Origin of the sequence: Chryseobacterium sediminis (genome assembly GCF_008386505.1) — a bacterium.
GTDB lineage: Bacteria > Bacteroidota > Bacteroidia > Flavobacteriales > Weeksellaceae > Chryseobacterium > Chryseobacterium sediminis.
In genome coordinates, this window is the sequence record NZ_VUNZ01000003.1 from 403,714 (window position 1) to 422,935 (window position 19,222).

General features: G+C 36.7%; 15 protein-coding genes. 13 read left to right on the forward strand and 2 right to left on the reverse strand.

Annotated features, from left to right (window positions below; genetic code table 11):
• Positions 1 to 172 precede the first annotated feature (172 nt).
• The 4 genes from FW780_RS17135 to FW780_RS17150 all read left to right on the forward strand — a co-directional run bounded on the left by FW780_RS17135 (position 173) and on the right by FW780_RS17150 (position 7,891).
• The gene (locus tag FW780_RS17135; RefSeq protein ID WP_149834883.1) at positions 173 to 2,941 is read left to right on the forward strand and encodes a SusC/RagA family TonB-linked outer membrane protein; all 2,769 of its coding nucleotides are present in this window, start codon (positions 173 to 175) and stop codon (positions 2,939 to 2,941) included.
• A 5-nt stretch (positions 2,942 to 2,946) separates the two neighbouring features.
• The gene (locus tag FW780_RS17140) at positions 2,947 to 4,527 is read left to right on the forward strand and encodes a RagB/SusD family nutrient uptake outer membrane protein (protein ID WP_149834884.1); all 1,581 of its coding nucleotides are present in this window, start codon (positions 2,947 to 2,949) and stop codon (positions 4,525 to 4,527) included.
• An 18-nt stretch (positions 4,528 to 4,545) separates the two neighbouring features.
• On the forward strand, positions 4,546 to 5,661 hold the full coding sequence (locus FW780_RS17145) for a SusE domain-containing protein (RefSeq protein WP_149834885.1): 1,116 nt from the start codon (positions 4,546 to 4,548) through the stop codon (positions 5,659 to 5,661).
• A gap of 73 nt (positions 5,662 to 5,734) precedes the next feature.
• Positions 5,735 to 7,891 carry a glycoside hydrolase family 97 protein gene (locus FW780_RS17150; protein ID WP_149834886.1) on the forward strand — a complete coding sequence of 719 codons (2,157 nt, stop codon included), beginning with the start codon at positions 5,735 to 5,737 and terminating at the stop codon, positions 7,889 to 7,891.
• A gap of 64 nt (positions 7,892 to 7,955) precedes the next feature.
• On the opposite strand, the gene FW780_RS17155 is transcribed toward FW780_RS17150, so the two are convergent.
• Positions 7,956 to 8,954, reverse strand: a complete 999-nt coding sequence (locus FW780_RS17155) for a sterol desaturase family protein (RefSeq protein ID WP_149834887.1) — start codon at positions 8,952 to 8,954, stop codon at positions 7,956 to 7,958.
• Between the two features lie 202 nt (positions 8,955 to 9,156).
• Between FW780_RS17155 and FW780_RS17160 the strand changes: the two genes are divergently transcribed.
• From FW780_RS17160 to FW780_RS17170, 3 genes are read left to right on the forward strand one after another with little or no spacing between them, the layout of a single operon-like run.
• Positions 9,157 to 11,016: a glycoside hydrolase family 13 protein gene (locus FW780_RS17160; RefSeq protein ID WP_149834888.1), complete on the forward strand. Its 1,860-nt coding sequence runs from the start codon at positions 9,157 to 9,159 to the stop codon at positions 11,014 to 11,016.
• Positions 11,017 to 11,025: 9 nt separating this feature from the next.
• Positions 11,026 to 11,544 (forward strand): nuclear transport factor 2 family protein, encoded by a 519-nt coding sequence (locus FW780_RS17165; protein WP_149834889.1) that lies wholly within the window; start codon positions 11,026 to 11,028, stop codon positions 11,542 to 11,544.
• On the forward strand, positions 11,544 to 12,962 hold the full coding sequence (locus FW780_RS17170; protein WP_149834890.1) for an MFS transporter: 1,419 nt from the start codon (positions 11,544 to 11,546) through the stop codon (positions 12,960 to 12,962). The genes FW780_RS17165 and FW780_RS17170 overlap by 1 nt, the downstream gene beginning before the upstream one ends.
• A 95-nt stretch (positions 12,963 to 13,057) precedes the next feature.
• On the opposite strand, the gene FW780_RS17175 is transcribed toward FW780_RS17170, so the two are convergent.
• Positions 13,058 to 13,663: an FMN-dependent NADH-azoreductase gene (locus FW780_RS17175; RefSeq protein ID WP_167510740.1), complete on the reverse strand. Its 606-nt coding sequence runs from the start codon at positions 13,661 to 13,663 to the stop codon at positions 13,058 to 13,060.
• 87 nt (positions 13,664 to 13,750) lie between these two features.
• On the opposite strand from FW780_RS17175, the gene FW780_RS17180 reads away from it, so the two are divergent.
• The 6 genes from FW780_RS17180 to purH all read left to right on the forward strand — a co-directional run bounded on the left by FW780_RS17180 (position 13,751) and on the right by purH (position 19,182).
• Positions 13,751 to 14,104 carry a winged helix-turn-helix transcriptional regulator gene (locus tag FW780_RS17180; protein WP_149834892.1) on the forward strand — a complete coding sequence of 118 codons (354 nt, stop codon included), beginning with the start codon at positions 13,751 to 13,753 and terminating at the stop codon, positions 14,102 to 14,104.
• A 185-nt stretch (positions 14,105 to 14,289) separates the two neighbouring features.
• On the forward strand, positions 14,290 to 15,018 hold the full coding sequence (locus FW780_RS17185) for a pirin family protein (protein ID WP_149834893.1): 729 nt from the start codon (positions 14,290 to 14,292) through the stop codon (positions 15,016 to 15,018).
• A 38-nt stretch (positions 15,019 to 15,056) separates the two neighbouring features.
• Positions 15,057 to 15,608, forward strand: coding sequence for an NADPH-dependent FMN reductase (locus tag FW780_RS17190; RefSeq protein WP_149834894.1), 552 nt, complete (start codon positions 15,057 to 15,059; stop codon positions 15,606 to 15,608).
• A gap of 282 nt (positions 15,609 to 15,890) precedes the next feature.
• Positions 15,891 to 16,883, forward strand: a complete 993-nt coding sequence (gene purM / locus FW780_RS17195) for a phosphoribosylformylglycinamidine cyclo-ligase (RefSeq protein WP_149834895.1) — start codon at positions 15,891 to 15,893, stop codon at positions 16,881 to 16,883.
• Positions 16,884 to 16,958: 75 nt separating this feature from the next.
• Positions 16,959 to 17,522 (forward strand): phosphoribosylglycinamide formyltransferase, encoded by a 564-nt coding sequence (purN, locus tag FW780_RS17200; protein ID WP_149834896.1) that lies wholly within the window; start codon positions 16,959 to 16,961, stop codon positions 17,520 to 17,522.
• 142 nt (positions 17,523 to 17,664) lie between these two features.
• Complete coding sequence (purH, locus tag FW780_RS17205) at positions 17,665 to 19,182, forward strand: bifunctional phosphoribosylaminoimidazolecarboxamide formyltransferase/IMP cyclohydrolase (protein WP_149834897.1); 1,518 nt, start codon at positions 17,665 to 17,667, stop codon at positions 19,180 to 19,182.
• The last annotated feature ends 40 nt before the right edge of the window (positions 19,183 to 19,222 follow it).

The window sequence follows — 19,222 nt, forward strand, 5'->3', positions numbered from 1 at the left end:
GACGGTGCAAATTATTGAAATCTAAAAAACTAACTAAAATGCGTTTCGTAATATACATAATTTTAACTTAAATTATATTAAAATTACAATAATTCTAATTTTTTTTTAAATTGCGAGTCTGGCTTAAGGCCAAAACGAGACTTAAAAAACGAAACTATAAAAAAATATGATTGTGAATAATTTTACAACAGTATTGAAAATTGCACCTGCTTTTTTATTGGCCAGTACAATAATGCACGCGCAGAAAAAAGACTCTGTTCCTCAGGAGAAGAAAATTGAGGAAGTTGTATTAATCGGGTATGGAAAGCAGAAGAAATCTGATCTTACCGGTTCTATAACTTCGGTCACGGCCAAAGACTTCAACGGAGGAGCAACTTCTGCCGGGCAACTAATCCAAGGGAAAACTCCAGGAGTTCAGATTACAAATAGTAGTGGAGCACCTGGCTCCGGAACTAAAATAAGAATTAGAGGAACATCTTCCTTAAACGGTGAAAACTCACCATTAATAGTTATTGATGGTGTACCACAGGATTTTTCCGGAGTAAATGGAGCATCAGACCCTCTATCACTTATTAATCCAAATGATATAGAGAGTTTTGATATTCTAAAAGATGCTTCAGCTACAGCTATTTATGGTAACAGAGCTTCAAACGGGGTAATTTTAATTACTACAAAGAAAGGAACTGCAGGTAAATTTAAAGTGAATTTTTCAACACTTACCTCTGTTTCAACAAAAATGGATAATGTAGACGTTCTGAATGCTGACCAGTATAGATCATTTGTGAATGATTTGGCAAAAACAAATGCTGCTGTTGCAACCAATGCATCAAGACTGGGCAATGCTAATACCAATTGGCAGGATCAGATTTATCAGAAAGCATGGGGAACAGATAATAACCTTGCCTTCTCAGGAGGAGTTAAATGGTTACCATACCGTTTATCACTTGGATATAATGATCAGAATGGTATTGTAAAAACAAACTCATTCAGAAGAACATCGGTGGGGCTAAATTTAAATCCTAAGTTTTTTGATAATCACCTTACCGTAAATGTTAATGCAAAAGGTACTTTTACAGACAATAGATTTGTTGATGGAGGAGTAATTAAGGCTGCTACTTATTTTGATCCGACTCAGCCTGTATATTCAGGAAATCCAAATTATGGAGGATTTTATGAATGGACAGATCCTAATAATAATGTTACCGGGCTTAATGTAAATGGTACATCCAATCCATTAGGTCTTTTGAATGGGGTGCATGACGTGTCTTCTGTTTGGAGAGGTTTAGGAAACATTCAATTGGATTATAAACTACACTTCCTGCCTGATCTGCATGTAAATGTTAACGCAGGATATGATTATTCTAAGAGTAACGGAGCAAAAACTGTAAGTCCTATTTATAGAGCTGGTATCGTTGATTTGGGAACCTATAACCAATATACGATGGAGAAAAAGAATAAATTGTTGGAAACATATTTAAATTATTTAAAAACAATTACTTCTATTTCTACTACAGTTGATCTTACAGCAGGTTATGCATATCAGGATTTTCATACAATTATTCCTGGTTCTACTACTCTTAAGGGAAGAGGACAGAATACCTTTACCAATGACTTTGAAACCAAAAATGTACTTCTGTCATTCTATGGAAGAGGAATCTTTACAATAGCTAATAAGTATATCCTTTCTGCTTCAATCAGAAGAGATGGATCTTCAAGATTTTATAATGGTACAAAAAGTAATGTTTGGGGGAATTTCCCTGGAGTATCCGTTGCCTGGAAAATTAATGAAGAAAACTTCCTGAAAGATACTGGTATTAATACTTTAAAATTAAGAGCTGGCTGGGGGAAAACAGGACAACAGGAACTTCCTGCACTGGATACCAATAAACCGAGAAACTACCCATCTTATGCTGCTTATAATTTAAGTTCCAGCGGAGCTGAATATCAGTTTGGAGATCAGTTCTTCTTTATGATGAGACCGGAGATCTACAACCCTAATCTGGGCTGGGAAATTACAACAACGAAAAACGCTGGTATCGATTTTGGCTTTGCAAAAAATAGAATCACAGGTTCCATTGACGTGTACCAGAAAGATACAAAAGATCTGATAGTAGATTCACCCATTGCAGCAGGAGATTTAAGTAATCATAACTTATTGAATGTAGGGAATATGCAGACAAAGGGTATTGAAGCTGCTATTACATTTATTCCGATAAAAAGAGAGAACACTACATGGGAAGTATCCTTTAATGCTACACACTACAAATCAAAAATTACCAAACTGATTAACGGAGCGGACGATACTTATAGAATTTTGGTAGGTGGTATTGAAGGAGGTGTTAATAACACAATTCAGGCTCACACCGTAGGTCGTCAGCCTAATGCATTCTATGTATTCCAACAGGTTTATGATGCTAATGGAAAACCTTTGGATGGGGTATATTTAGATAGAAACGGAGATGGTAAAATTGATGTTAATGACAGATATTATTATAAGTCTACACAGCCTGATGCTATTATAGGATTTAATACCAAGTTTTCACATAATAATTGGGATATTGGTTTAAGTGCAAGAGCTGTATTAGGAAATTATGTGTATAATAATGCTGCTTCCAATAGTTCTATTCAATCATTAACCACCAATAATTATCTGCAGAATACATATTCTACAGCAGCAGATTATAGATTTTCAAGCCCTCAGTATTTCTCTGACCTTTTTGTAGAAAATGCTTCATTCTTTAGATTAGATAATATCAATGCCGGATATAATTTTAAAGATGTTTTCTATAAAGGTAGTAATGTTAGAGTATATGCAATGCTGCAAAATGTGTTTGTGATTACCAAATATTCGGGGATAGATCCTGAAGTTTTTGGAAACATTGACAATGGATATTATCAAATGCCAAAAGTATATTCTTTAGGGTTTAACTTTCAATTTTAAGAGAAATGAAAAATATTAAAACAAATATAATTGCTGTTGCGGCTTTATTAAGTATTCTTACTGCAACATCTTGTGTGAATGATTTAGAACAACAGCCTATTACAGATGTAACATCAGCGAGTGTTTTTAATGACTTTGCAAATTATCCTATGGCTTTAGCAAAAATATACGGAGGTTTTGCAAACGGAGGGCAAAGTGCGAATGGAGGAAACTCTGATATCAACGGAATTGATGGAAACTTTTCACAATATACAAGAGTACTCTATACATTACAAACATTGCCTACAGATGAAGCTGTAATCGCTTGGAATGATGGTAATTTGCAGACAATCCATAAAATGACCTGGGATTCTTCCAATGAATTTGTTGAAGGTGCATATTACAGAATTTTCACGCAAATTGCTACCAGTAACGAATTTTTAAGAAATGTAACTGATGAAAAGTTAGCATCAAACAATATTACCGGAACTAATTTAACTGAAGCTAAATATATGAGAGCGGAAGTAAGATATCTGCGTGCCTTATCTTATTATTACGCTTTGGATTTATTTGGGAATGTACCATTCGTGGATGAAAGCTATTTGCCAGGTTCAGTAAATCCACCTAAAAGGATCAGCCGTACAGAACTTTTTAATTTTCTTGAAAGTGAATTGATGGCAGTGGCAGGAGATCTTAAAGATCCAAAAGCGAATGCCTATGGAAGAGTAGATAAAGCTGCGGCTTGGTCTTTATTGGCCCGTCTTTATCTTAATTCACAGATATATAACGGATCTAACCATTATACAGATTGTATTACATATTGTAACAAAGTAATACAGGCAGGATACTCTCTGAAAACAAAATATGCAGACTTATTCCTTGCAGATAATGACAAAAATAACCCTGAGGTCATACTTCCTGTTGCATTCGACGGAGTTCATATCCAAACATCAGGAGGTACAACCTATCTTATCCATGCCGGAGTAGGAGGAAGTATGCCTGGTTCTAGTTTTGGTATCAGTGGTGGCTGGGGTGGTTTAAGAACTACAAAAGCTTATGTAAATTTATTTTCAGGATCAACATCTGACCAAAGAAGGAGTTTTTATACAGATGGCCAAAATCTTGAAATTAATGATTTGGGAGTCTTTACAGACGGTTATGCATTTGTTAAATATAAAAACTTAACAAGTGATGGAAAGCCAGGATCTGATGCATCAGGAAACTTCTGCGATACAGATATTCCAATCTTTAGGTTAGCAGATATTTATCTGATGTATGCTGAGGCTACTTTAAGAGGTGGAAGTGGCGGAAATGCTGCAACAGCGCTAGGCTATGTAAATGCCTTGAGAACGCGTGCTGGTGCCGGAACAGTAGCGTCAATTAATACTGACTATATATTAGACGAGAGAGGAAGAGAACTGGGCTGGGAAATGACCAGAAGAACAGATCTTATCCGTTATGGTAAATTTACTACTGGAGCATATTTGTGGCCATGGAAAGGAGGTGTTAAAGACGGAAAAAGTGTAGAAGACTACAGAAATCTTTATCCTATCCCTGCAAAAGATATTATTGCTAACTCAAATTTGGTTCAAAATCCTGGATATTAATTTAAAATCCTGTTTAAAATGAAAAATTTATTCAAAATACTAGCCTTGGTTTTTACAGGACTTTTAGTTTTTTCCTGTGAAAAAGACGAGGATCAGGCAGTTGTTAATGAAACATCTGCAGGTAAAATTTCTGCTGATAAAAGTGCAATAGTTCTTAATGAGCTTAATGCCAATGATGCTGTAATCACTTTTACATGGACAAAGCCGACATTTAATATTGCTGTAGTTCCTAATCAGAAAGTAGAATTTGGAATTAAAGGGGATGGTTTCAAAAAAAGTGCTGCTATCGACTTTTCCAATGATATGACCTCGGGAGCAATTACTCATGCAGCAATGAATGCAGCAATGTTTTCTATTGGAGCTGTACCGGATGTTGTAAATGACATTGAGGTAAGATTGAAAACTTCTGTAGGACCGGCAACTTTTTACTCTAATGTAATTGCAATTAAGGTAACTCCATATACTCCAAACCCTGATTTGGTATATCCTAAAATCAATGTGCCGGGAGCATATGCAGGAGCAGCAGGCTACGCAAACTGGACTCCTGCCAATTCACCGAATTTGTTTTCTCCTGAGAAAAATGATAAATACAGAGGATTTATTTTCATCAAAGATGCTTCAGGTGATAACGGGAAATACAAATTTGCAATCAATCAGGATTGGCCGGGAAATAAAGGAGATGATGGAACCAATACAGGAAAACTAAAAGCCGATGGATCAGATATAGTACCATCAGCAGCCGGAACTTTTTATATGAAAGTGGACTGGGCTGCAAACACTTATTCTGCGGTGTTAGCAAACTTTGGTATTATCGGAGATGCAACTCCTACAGGATGGAATTCAGATACAGATTTCGTGTATAATCCTGCAACTAAAACTTATGTCATCAATTCAATTGCATTGTCTAATACCGGAGTATTTAAATTCAGAGCCAATGATGATTGGGCAATGAAATTCCAGCCAAAAGATGCAGATCAGACTTTGGTTTCCGGAACTGCTGTTCAATCTTATTTTAGTGCAGAGAATACGGTAACAGGAGACCCTGCATATAAAGTTTCACAGGCAGGGAACTACAAAATTGAACTGGATTTACACAATTCAGCATATTACAAGTTAACCATTACTAAATTGTAAATCAAACTAGAATAAAACAAAGTGCTGTTTATAGCAGCACTTTATCTATTTTTTAAGTTAATAAATAGTCATTATGAAGAAAATTACAGTTGGAGCGCTTTTGCTCTCAATGATGTTTACAGGTGTGAAAGCCCAATCTTTAAAATCTCCGGACGGGAAGTTTGAAATGAACTTTCAGCTGAAAGAAGGAGTACCTTACTATAACCTGAAGTTCAATGGTGCAGTAGTAGTAGAAGATTCTAAATTGGGATTGCGATTATTTAAAGACACAGCCATAAAATTTGCTTCTGAAATAGCCAAATCAGAAGATGCAAAATACGATCTAAACAACGGTTTTGCAAAAACAGATGAAAAAAGAGACTCCAAAAATGAAACCTGGCAGCCGGTTTTAGGAGAAAAGAAAAATTATATCAATCATTACAACGAACTGGCAGTTACCCTGAATCAGGCTTCTACGGACAGAAGTATTGTGGTAAAATTCAGATTGTTTAATGATGGATTAGGATTCCGATATGAATTCCCTCAGCAAAAAAATCTGAATTATTTCGTTATAAGAGAAGAAGACTCTGAAATTGATTTCCCTACCGATATGAAGGCATGGTGGATGGTTGCAGATTATGACTCTCAGGAATACCAGTATCAGGAGACCAAAGTTTCTGAAATTCCGGCAAAATGGGATAAAGCATTTGATGCGAATGCATCACAGTCATTGGTGAAAAATGCAGTTCAGTCTCCTTTAATGCTTAAAAGAGAAGGAAAAGAGCCATTGTATATCAACGTTGCTGAAGCTGCTGTATTAGATTATCCGGCTTCACATCTGGAAGTAGATGCGCAGAATTATAAGTTCAAAACGCACTTAACAGCTGACAGGCAAGGAGCGAAAGGATACATTCAGACTCCTTCAGTAACCCCATGGAGAACAATTATCGTAGCTCCGAAAGCAGAGCAGGTAATGGATTCTAAAATGATCTTTAACCTTAATGAGCCTACAAAATATACCGATACCTCTTACATTCACCCTACAAAATACATGGGAGTCTGGTGGGAAATGATCATCGGGAAATCACAATGGGCCTATTCTACAGCTGAAAATGTACACTTAGGTAAAACTGATTTTGCCAAATTAACTCCAAACGGAAAACATGCTGCAAACAATACCAAAGTTAAAGAATATATTGACTTTGCGGCGGAAAACGGTTTCCAGGGGTTATTAATTGAAGGTTGGAACATCGGTTGGGAAGACTGGTTCGGACACTCTAAAGAATTCGTTTTTGATTTCATTACCCCTTACCCGGATTTTGATATCAAAATGTTGAATGAATATGCACATTCAAAAGGAATTAAACTGATCATGCACCACGAAACTTCTGGTTCTGCAACGAACTACGAAAGATGGGCTGATAAAGCTTTCCAAACGATGAACAAATATGGCTATGATGCTGTGAAAACCGGATATGTAGGAGATATTATTCCTAGAGGAGAACACCATTACTCTCAATGGACGATTAACCACTTCTATAGAATTGCTGAAAAAGCAAACGATTATAAAATCATGGTTAACTCTCACGAATCTGTACGTCCTACAGGAGAGAGCCGCACTTACCCGAACTACATTTCTGCAGAAGCAGCACGTGGAACGGAATATGAAGCATTCGGAGGAAATAAGCCTGACCACCAGACGGTTCTTCCGTTTACAAGATGGATGGGAGGTTCTATGGACTACACACCTGGAATTTTCCAGACTAAGTTAGACTATTATTTCCCTGGAGATAACCGTTTCGTAAAAACTACTCTGGTAAAACAATTAGCTCTTTATGTAACAATGTATATGCCGCTTCAGATGGCAGCAGATCTTCCTGAGAACTACAAAAAGCATATGGATGCATTCCAGTTTATCAAGGATGTAGCAGCAGATTGGGATGATACAAAGATCTTATCTGCAGAACCGGGAGATTATGTGATTACAGCAAGAAAAGCAAAAGGTACTGAAAACTGGTTTGTAGGAGGTATTACCGATGAGAACAAACGTGAGTATACAGTAGACTTTTCATTCCTTGATAAAGGAAAAAAATATGAAGCAACGATCTATGAAGATGGAAAAGATGCTGATTATATTGATAATCCTCAAAGCTATAATATCTATAAGAAAGAGATTACAGCTAAGTCAAAAATTAATTTTAAAATGGTAAGAAGCGGTGGTTTCGCAGTTTCTATTAAACCTGTAAAATAATTTGAAGAAACACTAAGGTACCCCGTTCATCGGCTTTTCGATGTCCGGGGTATTTTTTTTATAATTATTTGTCCCCTGCCTGCTGGTTCAGTTGTGAATATTGATATTCAGCGTTGGGTGATTGCTCCTTTAGAGATGAGCTTTCATTTTTTATCTTTTCCTTGTGCTTGTATTCCCTTTGGTATTGCTTTACCGTTTTTCCGGTACCATCGTGTCTCCATCCCGGTGAATAAAAAAGATACTTTATGCGGTCTTTGAAAGAAATCCCCGGCTGTCTGATATCTTTTCCTATTCTTCTCCATTCATAGAAAAGCATCGTTGCTGGATCTTTGGACTTTATTTTTGGATATACACCATATTTCACAGGAACTTCAGGATCTTCTTTTTCAAAAGTTCCAAAAATTTTATCCCAGATAATCAGTCCCATTCCCATATTACGGTCCAGATATTTAATATTGCAGGCATGATGTACCCTGTGATGAGAAGGAGTAACCAGAATATATTCTAAAAATCCCATGCTTTTAATAGATTGCGTATGAACAAAAGTGCCATAAATCTGTATTGCAGAATACGCTACCAGAATATGCCATGGATGAAATCCCATAAAAGCTAACGGAGAAAAAAACAAATACCTGTAAAGGGGTTGAAATACAGGACTTCTGAACCCTGTGCTGATGTTGAAATAATCAGAATTGTGATGGGTAATATGTACGGCCCAGAAGACACGTGAGTGATGATCTACATAATGATGAACATAATAAGCGAAATCCTGAGCAAGGAATACAGCAATCCAATACCAGATTCCCTCTTGCCAGTCGAAGATACGGTGATGATAAAAAAACATCATGACAAACAAAGAGAACCCTTTCATTATGATGTCTAACCCGTAGTTGAGCAGAGCAAAAAGAACATTGGTTGCTACATCTTTAGTCTCATAAATTTTCTCTTTATTGAAGTGGCTGTAGGCCATTTCTGCAAAAATAATTACAGCAAATACAGGAATGGTCCATGTGTAAACAACATCTGGCCCCTCAGCTTTAAACATACTACTGAAATCAAACATTTTTTCTGTAAAACTAAAGATAAAAAGGGGGATAAATTAACTTTTAGGATGAATTTTTTATGAAAATTTTAAGTTTTTTTTATAAAAGTTAAAAAGTGAGTACCAAATTTTGAAAAATTACATAATCATGATGAAAAAAAAGAGACATTCTACTATATTTTGAATGTCTATATAAAAATTAAATGCTAAATTGAACACTAATATGAAGACAATATTTGCCGCATTAGCCCTTTCAATAGCTTCTGCCGCCTTTTCCCAAAAAGTGTTGGAAAGAATAGAGCCGGCTTTCTGGTGGAAAGGAATGAAAAACCCTGAACTTCAGATTCTTGTGTACGGAAAAGACGTTGCCTACAACGAGATTGCACTTTCAGACGGAATACAGATCAAAGACATCCGGAAAGTTGATAATCCGAATTACGTTTTTATTACCGTGAACACGAATGAAATAAACGTTCCGAAGTTTACGATTACTATTAAAAAAGGTAATAAAAACCTGAGTTCCTATACATATGAACTGAAGCAAAGAAATCCAGGATCTGCCAACCGTGAATCTTTTACTTCAAAAGACGTTATGTATCTGATCATGCCGGACCGCTTTGCCAATGGCAGTGAAAAGAATGATTCAAGGCCGGAGCTTACAGAAAAAATAGATCGCACCCTGCCTAACGGAAGACATGGCGGAGACCTCACCGGTATCATCAATCACCTTGACTATATTCAGAATCTGGGAGCTACAGCAGTCTGGCTCACTCCGGTAAATGAAGACAATGAAAAAGTGTATTCTTATCACGGATATGCCCAGACAGACCTGTATAAAATTGATGGCCGTTACGGAACAAACGAGGATTATAAAACTTTATCCAAAGAGCTGAATAAACGAAATATGATGCTGGTGATGGATTATGTGACCAATCATTGGGGAGGTTCACACTGGATGATCAAAGATCTTCCTTCAAAAGACTGGATACATTGGTTTGATGAGGGAGAAAAAGGATTTAAGCGTTCCAATTATAAAACGACAACACAATTTGATACCAATGCCTCTGACATTGATAGAAAATATGCGCTGGACGGATGGTTTGATACTACTATGCCGGACATTAACCAGAAAAATCCACTTGTTCTGAAGTATTTAACTCAAAATGCAATCTGGTGGATAGAGTATGCAGAATTGGGTGGATTTCGGGTAGATACTTATCCTTATAACGATAAAGAAGCTATGGCAAAATGGGCCAAAGCCATTACAGATGAATATCCGAAATTCAATATTGTTGGAGAAACCTGGCTTTATACAACAGCACAAATCGCAGCATGGCAGAAAAACTCAAAAATAGGTGCTATAGAAGGGTACAATTCAAATTTACCATCGGTGATGGATTTTATGTTGTTTGAAAATATGCCCAAAGCTCTTAAAGAAAAAGAAGGCTGGGATAAAGGAATGATCCGTATCTATGACTCCTTCACCAGTGATTTCCTTTATCCGGATATCAACAATCTTTTGGTTTTCTTTGAAAATCATGATACTGAAAGATGGAATGAGATTTTTAACGCAAATCCTGCCGCTTACAAAATAGGACTTACTCTGATCTCAACGGTAAGAGGAATTCCACAGATCTATTACGGATCAGAAATAGGAATGAGAGGAGATAAAACAAAGGGAGGTGATGCAGATATCCGAAGAGATTTTCCGGGAGGCTGGAAGTCTGATGCTCAGAATGCCTTTAACCCGTCTGCTCAGACTCAGGAACAGCAAGAATTTTTCCGGTTTACTCAAAAATTATTAAACTGGAGAAAAGGCAAAGATTTGATTCATAATGGAAAAACTAAAAACTTCGTTCCTCAGGATGGTGTTTTTGTATATTTCCGATACAATGAAAAAGAAAGTGTAATGGTCATCATCAACAATAATGAAAAAGATCAGACGTTAGACTTGAAACGATTTGCTGAATCACTTAACGGATTTACAAAAGGGAAAGAGGTTATTTCGGGAAAAGAGATTTCATTACAAAACAGCATAAATATTCCTGCAAAAACTCCATTCATCATTGAACTTGAAAAATAATTAATACATATGAAAAAACTAACGACTGCTTATACATTAATCCTTTTTATTCTGGGGTTTTCTTTATTGAATGCTCAGTCGAAAACCAGATTTGAAAAAGAAAAATCTGAAATCAGTACTATGCTGGATACTTTCAATGCAACGGCTGCAAAAGCAGATTATAATGCCTATTTTAACCTTTTTGCGGATGAATCCACTTTCATTGGAACAGATGCTACCGAAATATGGAACAAAAACGAATTCATGGTATGGGCAAAACCTTATTTCGACAAAAAGAAAACCTGGAATTTTAAAGCTCTTAAAAGAAATATTTACTTCAGTAAAGATGGAAAACTGGCGTGGTTTGATGAACTATTGGATACCCAAATGAAAATATGCAGAGGTTCAGGAGTAGTAGAAAAAATCAACGGTAGCTGGAAGGTAAAACAATATGTTCTTTCTGTGACCGTTCCTAATGAGGTGGTAGATAAAGTAGTGGTAGAAAAAGCCCCTATCGAAGATGCATTAATCCAAAAGCTGAAGTCATAATGGCAGAAATGGTGGGGAAATATAATTCGGGGCCATTTGGCAGAAGAAAAAAGCCAAACTTATCCATGCTCCAGATTATTAACATGAGTATGGGATTCCTTGGAATTCAAATGGCGTTCGGACTACAAAATGGAAATGCAAGCCGTATTCTGGGTAATTTAGGAGCTGATGTTCACGAATTATCATGGTTCTGGCTGGTGGCTCCTGTTACAGGACTGATTGTTCAGCCTATCATTGGGCATATGGGAGATAATACCTGGAGTCCGTTGGGAAGGAGAAAACCTTACTTCTTAATTGGAGCCGTTTTATGCGCTATAGGGCTGGTACTTCTTCCAAATGCAGCATCCGTTACTCAGATGTTTGCTGCCAATGCTCTTTTATTAGCGGTCATATTCCTTGCTATGATGGATGCTTCCGTAAATATTGCGATGGAGCCTTTCAGAGCTTTGGTAGGAGATATGCTCCCGAAACATCAAGGAACAATAGGGTTTTCAGTGCAGACAATTCTGATTGGAATCGGAGCCGTATTGGGCTCTTATCTACCGGATTGGTTAACAAAAATGGGGATTTCCAACGAAGCCCCGGCAGGATTTGTGGCTGATAATGTGATTTACTCCTTTTATATAGGAGCAGGATTGCTCATTATCTCAATTCTGTATACCATCTTGACAACCAGAGAATATTCTCCGCAGGAATTCGCTGATTTTGAAGACGGAAAAGAAGTAGAACAACACAAGTCTAAGCTTTCGGATATTTTTAAAGACTTTGCAGCCATTCCTCCACAGATGAAAAAACTGGGAATCGTTCAGTTCTTTTCCTGGTTTGCATTATTTACCATGTGGGTATTTACTACCAGTGCGCTGGCAACCCATCATTTTGGGCTTTCTCCGGAAGATACCCATTCCAAGGCATTTAATGATGCAGGGGATTTAACAGGGAAGCTTTTCGGAATGTACAATCTCTGGGCAATCCCGTTTGCATTTCTATTGACCCCAATAGCGAAACTGATTGGTAAAAAACAGACTCATGCTTTAGCTTTGCTGTGCGGAGGTTTGGGGCTTGTTTCAATGTATTTCATTAAAGATGTCAATAATTTATGGATATCCATGATCGGCTTAGGTTTCGCCTGGGCAAGTATTCTGGCAATGCCTTATGCGATGCTTATTGAAGTAATTCCACAAAGAAAAATGGGAGTTTATATGGGAATATTCAATTTCTTTATTGTGATTCCGCAAATTATCAATGGGTTATTTGGAGGTCCGGTTGTAAGTGGTGTTTTTGGAAAACAAGCGATGGATTATGTTGTGGTAGGAGGTGTTTGTATGCTGATAGGAGCTGTAGTTACCATGATTTTTGTTAAATCTGAAGATGAAGCCCCTAAGGAAATTGAAGAAGAAATCAAACAGGTGCATTTCTGAAAATTGAATACGTTTAAATTCAAAATATCAATAGGAGCGGGCTAAAGCCCGCTTTCTCTATTAATAAACATCCCGCTGGCTTTAGCGGAAACCATTTACGAAGCCAAAACAGATTCAATGTCAGTAATGGTTTGTGATAAATTCTCATCTCTCACTTCCGGAAACACAGTTCCTTCACTTCTGAAGACTTGAATATCTGTAATCCCTATAAAAGCAAATAAAGTTCTTAAATAATCTTCCATCTGATTAATAATGGTCTTATCTTCATATATCCCGCCAATGGCAATATTCAGGTATACTTTTTTGTTTTTCAAAAGTCCTTTTGGAGTGCTATCTGCATAAGAGAAGGTTTTTCCGGGAATAGAAATATGATCAATCCAGGATTTTAAAGTGGAAGGAAAGCTGAAATTGTAAAAAGGAAGTCCAATAACAAGAATATCCGCTTCTTCAATTTCTTTTAAAGCCTGATCAGAATATTTTGAAGCTTCTTTCTGTTCATTACTTCTTTCCTCATGAGGGATTTCAAAAGATAAAAAATGTTTGGTTTCCATATGAGGAATAGGATCTGATGCCAGGTCACGAACCAAAACTTTACTTTCAGGATTGTTCTTTAATAATTGGCTGATGAGAGCTTCGGAAAGCTTGTTACTTGCTGAATTCTCTCCATTGATGCTTGTTTTGATATTTAAAATAGTAGTCATTTTTTTTAAATTTTTTGTTTTTACTGATGACAAAATTATTGTAAATTCACTTTCCAAAGTATAGCAGTTACCTAAAGGAAAGTGAAAATGGAAAAACAAGACAATCATAAAACATGCTTGCAGATTTTGAAACCTGTAAGAGATACCCTTGATGTGATTAGCGGAAAATGGAAATTACTCATTATTATTTCATTAAATGCAGGAAACAAACGTTTTACTGAAATTGAAAGAAGTATTCCAAAACTCACATCAAAAGTATTAGCAAAAGAATTAAAAGAACTTGAGCAAAATGGCTTACTGGAAAGAATTGTAAAAGACACCTATCCGGTATGCATCGAATATTATCCTACGGCTCACGCAGAAACATTAACATCAGTGGTGGAATCTTTAAAAGACTGGGGTGAAAATCACCGAAAACACATTTTGGAAGTCCTTCGGTAGTGGAGAACGAAGAGAGATAAACCCTTGCGCTCTAAAAACATATAGAATGTAAAAACCTTTGCATCTTAGCGTTTCCAACCTATCTGCATCTTCAACTCTTTTGACCCATAAATTTCCTTTCTTACCCTACATCAACTTTTAAAACACCCACATCCCGTACATTTGTACCATAAATAATCACAGAAATGAAAACAGTATATCATAAAGCAGATTCAAGAGGCCATGCTAACCACGGATGGTTAAATTCTTACCATACATTCAGTTTTGCCAACTATCAAAACAGAGACAGAACAAACTTTGGGGTTCTGAGAGTATTAAATGATGATACCGTCTCTCAGGGAATGGGTTTCGGAACACATCCACACAGAGATATGGAAATTATATCCATTCCTCTGGAAGGAGATTTGGAACACAAAGATTCAATGGGAACTACAGCCGTGATCAAAAAAGGAGAGATCCAGGTGATGAGTGCGGGAACAGGTGTTAAGCACAGTGAATATAACAAAAATAAAGATGAAGAGGTAAAGTTTCTACAGATCTGGGTTTTCCCGAGAGAATTGGACGTTGAACCAAGATATGATCAGAAAAGTATTAAAGAAGGAGAAAAGATTAACGGATTCCAACAGATTTTATCCCCTAATAAAAATGATGAAGGAGTCTGGATTCATCAGGATGCATGGTTCAATCTGGCTAACTTTACAAAAGGAAACGGCAAAAATTATATGCTCAACAAAAAAGGAAACGGAGTCTATGCATTTGTTTTAAAAGGAAGTGCAAAAATTGGAGACCGTGTTCTGAATGAAAGAGACGGATTAGGAATCTGGGATACTCAGAGCTTTAATATCGAGGCTGTGGAAGACACTGAAGTATTATTAATGGAAGTTCCAATGGAACTGCCGTCTTATCTTAAATAAAAAACTAAATTTGTAATCTTAAAAAATAAACCTCACCTATGAAAATTTTAGCAATAGCAGGAAGTAACTCAGACGTTTCAATGAACAAACAGTTGGTAGCATACGCATCAACATTATTTGAAAATGCAGAAGTAGAAGTAGTCGATCTGAATCCTTTTGAAATGTCAATCTATAAGCATGAAAGAGAATTGGCTGGTGGCGTTCCTCAGGAAGCTCATGACTTTGCTGCCAAAATAGACGGTGCCAATGTACTATTGGTAGCTTTGGCAGAACACAACGGAACTTATTCTACAGCATTCAAAAATGTGTTCGACTGGGTGTCAAGAATCAAAGACAGAACGGTTTGGAATGAAGTGCCAATGTTATTGATGTCTACATCTCCCGGAGGTAGAGGTGGTGCAGGAGTTTTAGAGGCTGCATCAAAGCGTTTCCCTTTCCACGGAGGAAATGTGGTGGAAACTTTTTCATTGCCTTTCTTTAATGATAACTTTGATAAAGGAACTCAGAAGATTTCTAATGAAGAGAAAATCAATGAGTTGAAAGAAAAAATTAAGAAGATTGCGGCTATAGAAACTATCCTTGAAAAATAGAATTTGAATATTCATTTAAAATTACTATTTTTGCAAAAAGAAAAGAGATGAAAATTCAGACCTCCTATAAACAATGTTTTTCTCATAAAGGGAAAATTGTGGGCTCTGAAATTCTGAGATAAAATAACGGCCGATAATCTGAAAAGATTGTCGGCTTTTTTGTTTTCTAAAATCGAGTATAAAAGTAATTGAAATATTAAAAGATAAGAAGACACAAGACGTCAGATGCAAGACAATTAATCATCTGAAATCTGAATCCGATATCTAAAAATCTAAGCAGACATGAGCAACACTTACAAATCAGCAGGAGTAGACAAAGAAGAAGGATACAAAACGGTTGACAAGATCAAAAAAGCGGTCGGTGAAACCCATAATTCCAATGTACTGAATCATTTGGGAAGTTTTGGAGCTTTCTATGAAATCGGTGGATACAAAAATCCGGTTCTTGTATCAGGAACAGATGGAGTAGGAACAAAGCTGAAAGTAGCTTTAGATACTAAAAAATATGATTCTATTGGTGTAGATTGCTTCGCAATGTGTGCCAATGATATTCTTTGCCACGGTGCAAAACCTTTATTTTTCCTTGATTATCTGGCTTGCGGAAAGCTTGATTCAGAAATCGCAGCAGAAATTGTTTTAGGAATGGTGGCAGCCTGTAAAGATAATAACTGTGCATTGATTGGTGGAGAAACTGCTGAAATGCCGGGAATGTACCAGCCTGGAGATTATGATGTTGCCGGATTCTGTGTAGGAATCGTAGAAAAAGATCAAATCATTGACGGTTCTACCATCAAAGCAGGTAACAAAATTATTGCATTGCCAAGTTCAGGATTCCACTCAAACGGTTTCTCTTTAGTAAGAAAAGTATTCCCGAACTTTGAAGAAGAATTTGAAGGAAAACCTTTATATGAGACACTTCTTGTTCCTACAAGATTATACTATAAAGACATTCATAAAGTATTGGAAGAAGTAAAAGTAAGCGGAATTGCTCACATTACAGGAGGCGGTCTTTACGAAAACGTTCCAAGAATTATTCCTGAAGGACTTTGTGCTTCTATTGACGAATCGAAAATCAGAATTCCTAGCGTAATGCTTGAATTGGAAAAGAGAGGAGGAGTAGCACGTGAGGAAATGTACGGAACATTCAATATGGGTGTTGGGATGGTAATCGTAGTGGATGCTGAACATGCTGAAAAAGTATTGCACCTTTTAGATGATGCTTATGAAATTGGAGAAATCACAGAAGGAGCAGAAAAAATCAATTTGAAATTTTAAATGACATCAGATTTCAGACTCTAGACATCAGGCTGTAAGTCTGTAATCTTAAATCTGACATCTAACATCTGAATAATGAAGAACATCGTTGTGCTTGTATCCGGTTCAGGAACTAATCTGCAGAGAATCATTGATACCATTGAAGCTGGAGAAATCCAGAATGCAAAAGTATCTTTAGTGATTGCCGACAGAGAATGTTTCGGATTGGAAAGAGCAAAGAATCACAATATAGAAAGCATACTCATTCCAAGAGGAAAGAATTTCAGTAGTGAATTGGCTAAAGTAATCCCTGAAAATACAGATCTTATCGTATTGGCAGGATTTTTATCCATTTTAAAATCTGAATTCTGTGAAAACTGGAATGGTAAAATAATCAATATTCATCCTGCTTTGCTTCCGAAATTCGGAGGAAAAGGAATGTGGGGAATGAACGTTCATAATGCAGTAATAGAAGCTAAAGAAGTAGAGAGTGGGGCTACTGTACATTTTGTAACGCCGGGCATTGATGAAGGAGAAGCCATACTTCAGAAATCTTTTGAAGTAACCGCTGATGATACTCCGGAAACATTGGCTCAGAAAGTTCACCAGATTGAATATGAAATATTTCCAATAGCGATCAATAAGGTTCTTGGAAACTAATTCTCTTCCCTGGAAGGGTGTCAAGAATTAAGAATTTTTGACGGGATAATTAAAGAAATCTAAGTAAATAAAAGTAAATTCGGAGGTGAAAGACCCGGATACAGTTTGAAATAGCTGTAAAAAGTAAAAAATTGAAAGTAAAATGAGTAAAAAGAGAGTTTTAATCAGTGTTTCTGACAAAAGTGGATTAATAGAATTCGCGCAGTTTTTGGAGGCTCAGAATTATGAGTTGATCTCTACAGGAGGAACGTTCAAACATTTGAAAGACGCTGGTTTAAATCCTATTCAGATTGATGAGGTAACCAATTTCCCTGAAATGTTGGATGGAAGAGTGAAAACTTTACACCCGAAAGTTCACGGTGGATTGCTGGCTGTCCGTAACAACGAAGAGCATATGAAAACCGTTCAGGAACACGGAATTGGTCTGATTGACATGGTGATCGTAAACCTTTACCCTTTCTTTGAAAATGTAAACAAAGACATTTCTTTACATGAAAAGGTAGAATTTATTGATATCGGAGGTCCTTCAATGCTTCGTTCTGCAGCGAAAAACTTTGACTCTGTAACGGTAATCACTGATGTAGAAGATTATGCAGCAGTGAAAATTGAAATGGAGCAAAACGGAGATACGTACATCGAGACCCGTAAAAAATTGGCAGGAAAAGTATTCAACCTTACCTCTGCATATGATGCAGCTATTTCAAGAATGCTTTTAGATGAAGAATATCCTACGTATTTAAATGCTTCTTATAAAAAAGTTGCTGATTTAAGATACGGAGAAAACCCTCACCAGACAGCTGCTTACTATGTTTCTACTTTCGAGAATGGAGCAATGAAAGACTTTGAACAGCTTGGTGGTAAAGAACTTTCTTTCAACAACCTTCGTGATATGGACCTTTGCTGGAAAGTAGTTACTGAGTTCAAAGAAGAAATGGCTTGTTGTGCCGTAAAACACTCTACCCCTTGTGGAGTTGCTATCGGAACTTCAGCATTGGAAACTTACCAGAAAACATTTGAATGTGACCCGGTTTCTATCTTTGGCGGAATTGTTGCAATGAACTATAAAATTGATGCAGCAACAGCAGAAGAATTGAACAAAACATTCCTTGAGATTGTAATGGCTCCTGAATTCGATGAAGAAGCTCTTGAAGTTTTAAGAAAAAAGAAAAACCTTAGAATTATCAAAATCGTAAATCCGGTTTCTGACAAACAGACTTGGGTGAAAGTAGACGGAGGTATTCTGGTTCAGGATAACGATACTTATTTCTCTGACGATATCAAAGTGGTTACTGAGGTACAACCTACAGAAGAGCAGAAAAAAGCATTACTTTTCTCTCAGAGAGTGGTAAAATATGTGAAATCAAACGCCATTGTAGTTTCTAACGGAATTCAGGCATTCGGTATCGGTGGCGGACAGGTAAACAGAATCTGGGCAACACAGCAGGCGATCGAAAGAGCAAAAGAAAAATTCTCCGGAGATTTGGTATTGGCTTCAGATGCGTTTTTCCCTTTCCGTGATGTGGTAGATTTCTGCGCTCAGGAAGGTATCAAGGCGATTATTCAGCCAGGTGGAAGTGTAAAAGATCAGGACAGTGTAGAGGCTGCAAATGAACACGGTATTCCAATGATGTTTACAGGTGTTAGACACTTTTTCCACTAATTAAAATAGAATTAAAAAATAATTAGGGATTGTATTTTTA

Bases quoted from the DNA above. Each gene is read 5' to 3' on its own strand.
- FW780_RS17160 (WP_149834888.1), top strand. From the start codon at position 9,157: ATGAAGACAATATTTGCCGCATTAGCCCTTTCAATAGCTTCTGCCGCC.
- FW780_RS17190 (WP_149834894.1), top strand. From the start codon at position 15,057: ATGAAAATTTTAGCAATAGCAGGAAGTAACTCAGACGTTTCAATGAAC.
- FW780_RS17140 (WP_149834884.1), top strand. From the start codon at position 2,947: ATGAAAAATATTAAAACAAATATAATTGCTGTTGCGGCTTTATTAAGT.
- purH (WP_149834897.1), top strand. From the start codon at position 17,665: ATGAGTAAAAAGAGAGTTTTAATCAGTGTTTCTGACAAAAGTGGATTA.
- FW780_RS17145 (WP_149834885.1), top strand. From the start codon at position 4,546: ATGAAAAATTTATTCAAAATACTAGCCTTGGTTTTTACAGGACTTTTA.
- purM (WP_149834895.1), top strand. From the start codon at position 15,891: ATGAGCAACACTTACAAATCAGCAGGAGTAGACAAAGAAGAAGGATAC.
- FW780_RS17150 (WP_149834886.1), top strand. From the start codon at position 5,735: ATGAAGAAAATTACAGTTGGAGCGCTTTTGCTCTCAATGATGTTTACA.
- FW780_RS17185 (WP_149834893.1), top strand. From the start codon at position 14,290: ATGAAAACAGTATATCATAAAGCAGATTCAAGAGGCCATGCTAACCAC.
- FW780_RS17165 (WP_149834889.1), top strand. From the start codon at position 11,026: ATGAAAAAACTAACGACTGCTTATACATTAATCCTTTTTATTCTGGGG.
- FW780_RS17155 (WP_149834887.1), bottom strand. From the start codon at position 8,954: ATGTTTGATTTCAGTAGTATGTTTAAAGCTGAGGGGCCAGATGTTGTT.
- FW780_RS17175 (WP_167510740.1), bottom strand. From the start codon at position 13,663: ATGACTACTATTTTAAATATCAAAACAAGCATCAATGGAGAGAATTCA.
- purN (WP_149834896.1), top strand. From the start codon at position 16,959: ATGAAGAACATCGTTGTGCTTGTATCCGGTTCAGGAACTAATCTGCAG.
- FW780_RS17180 (WP_149834892.1), top strand. From the start codon at position 13,751: ATGGAAAAACAAGACAATCATAAAACATGCTTGCAGATTTTGAAACCT.
- FW780_RS17170 (WP_149834890.1), top strand. From the start codon at position 11,544: ATGGCAGAAATGGTGGGGAAATATAATTCGGGGCCATTTGGCAGAAGA.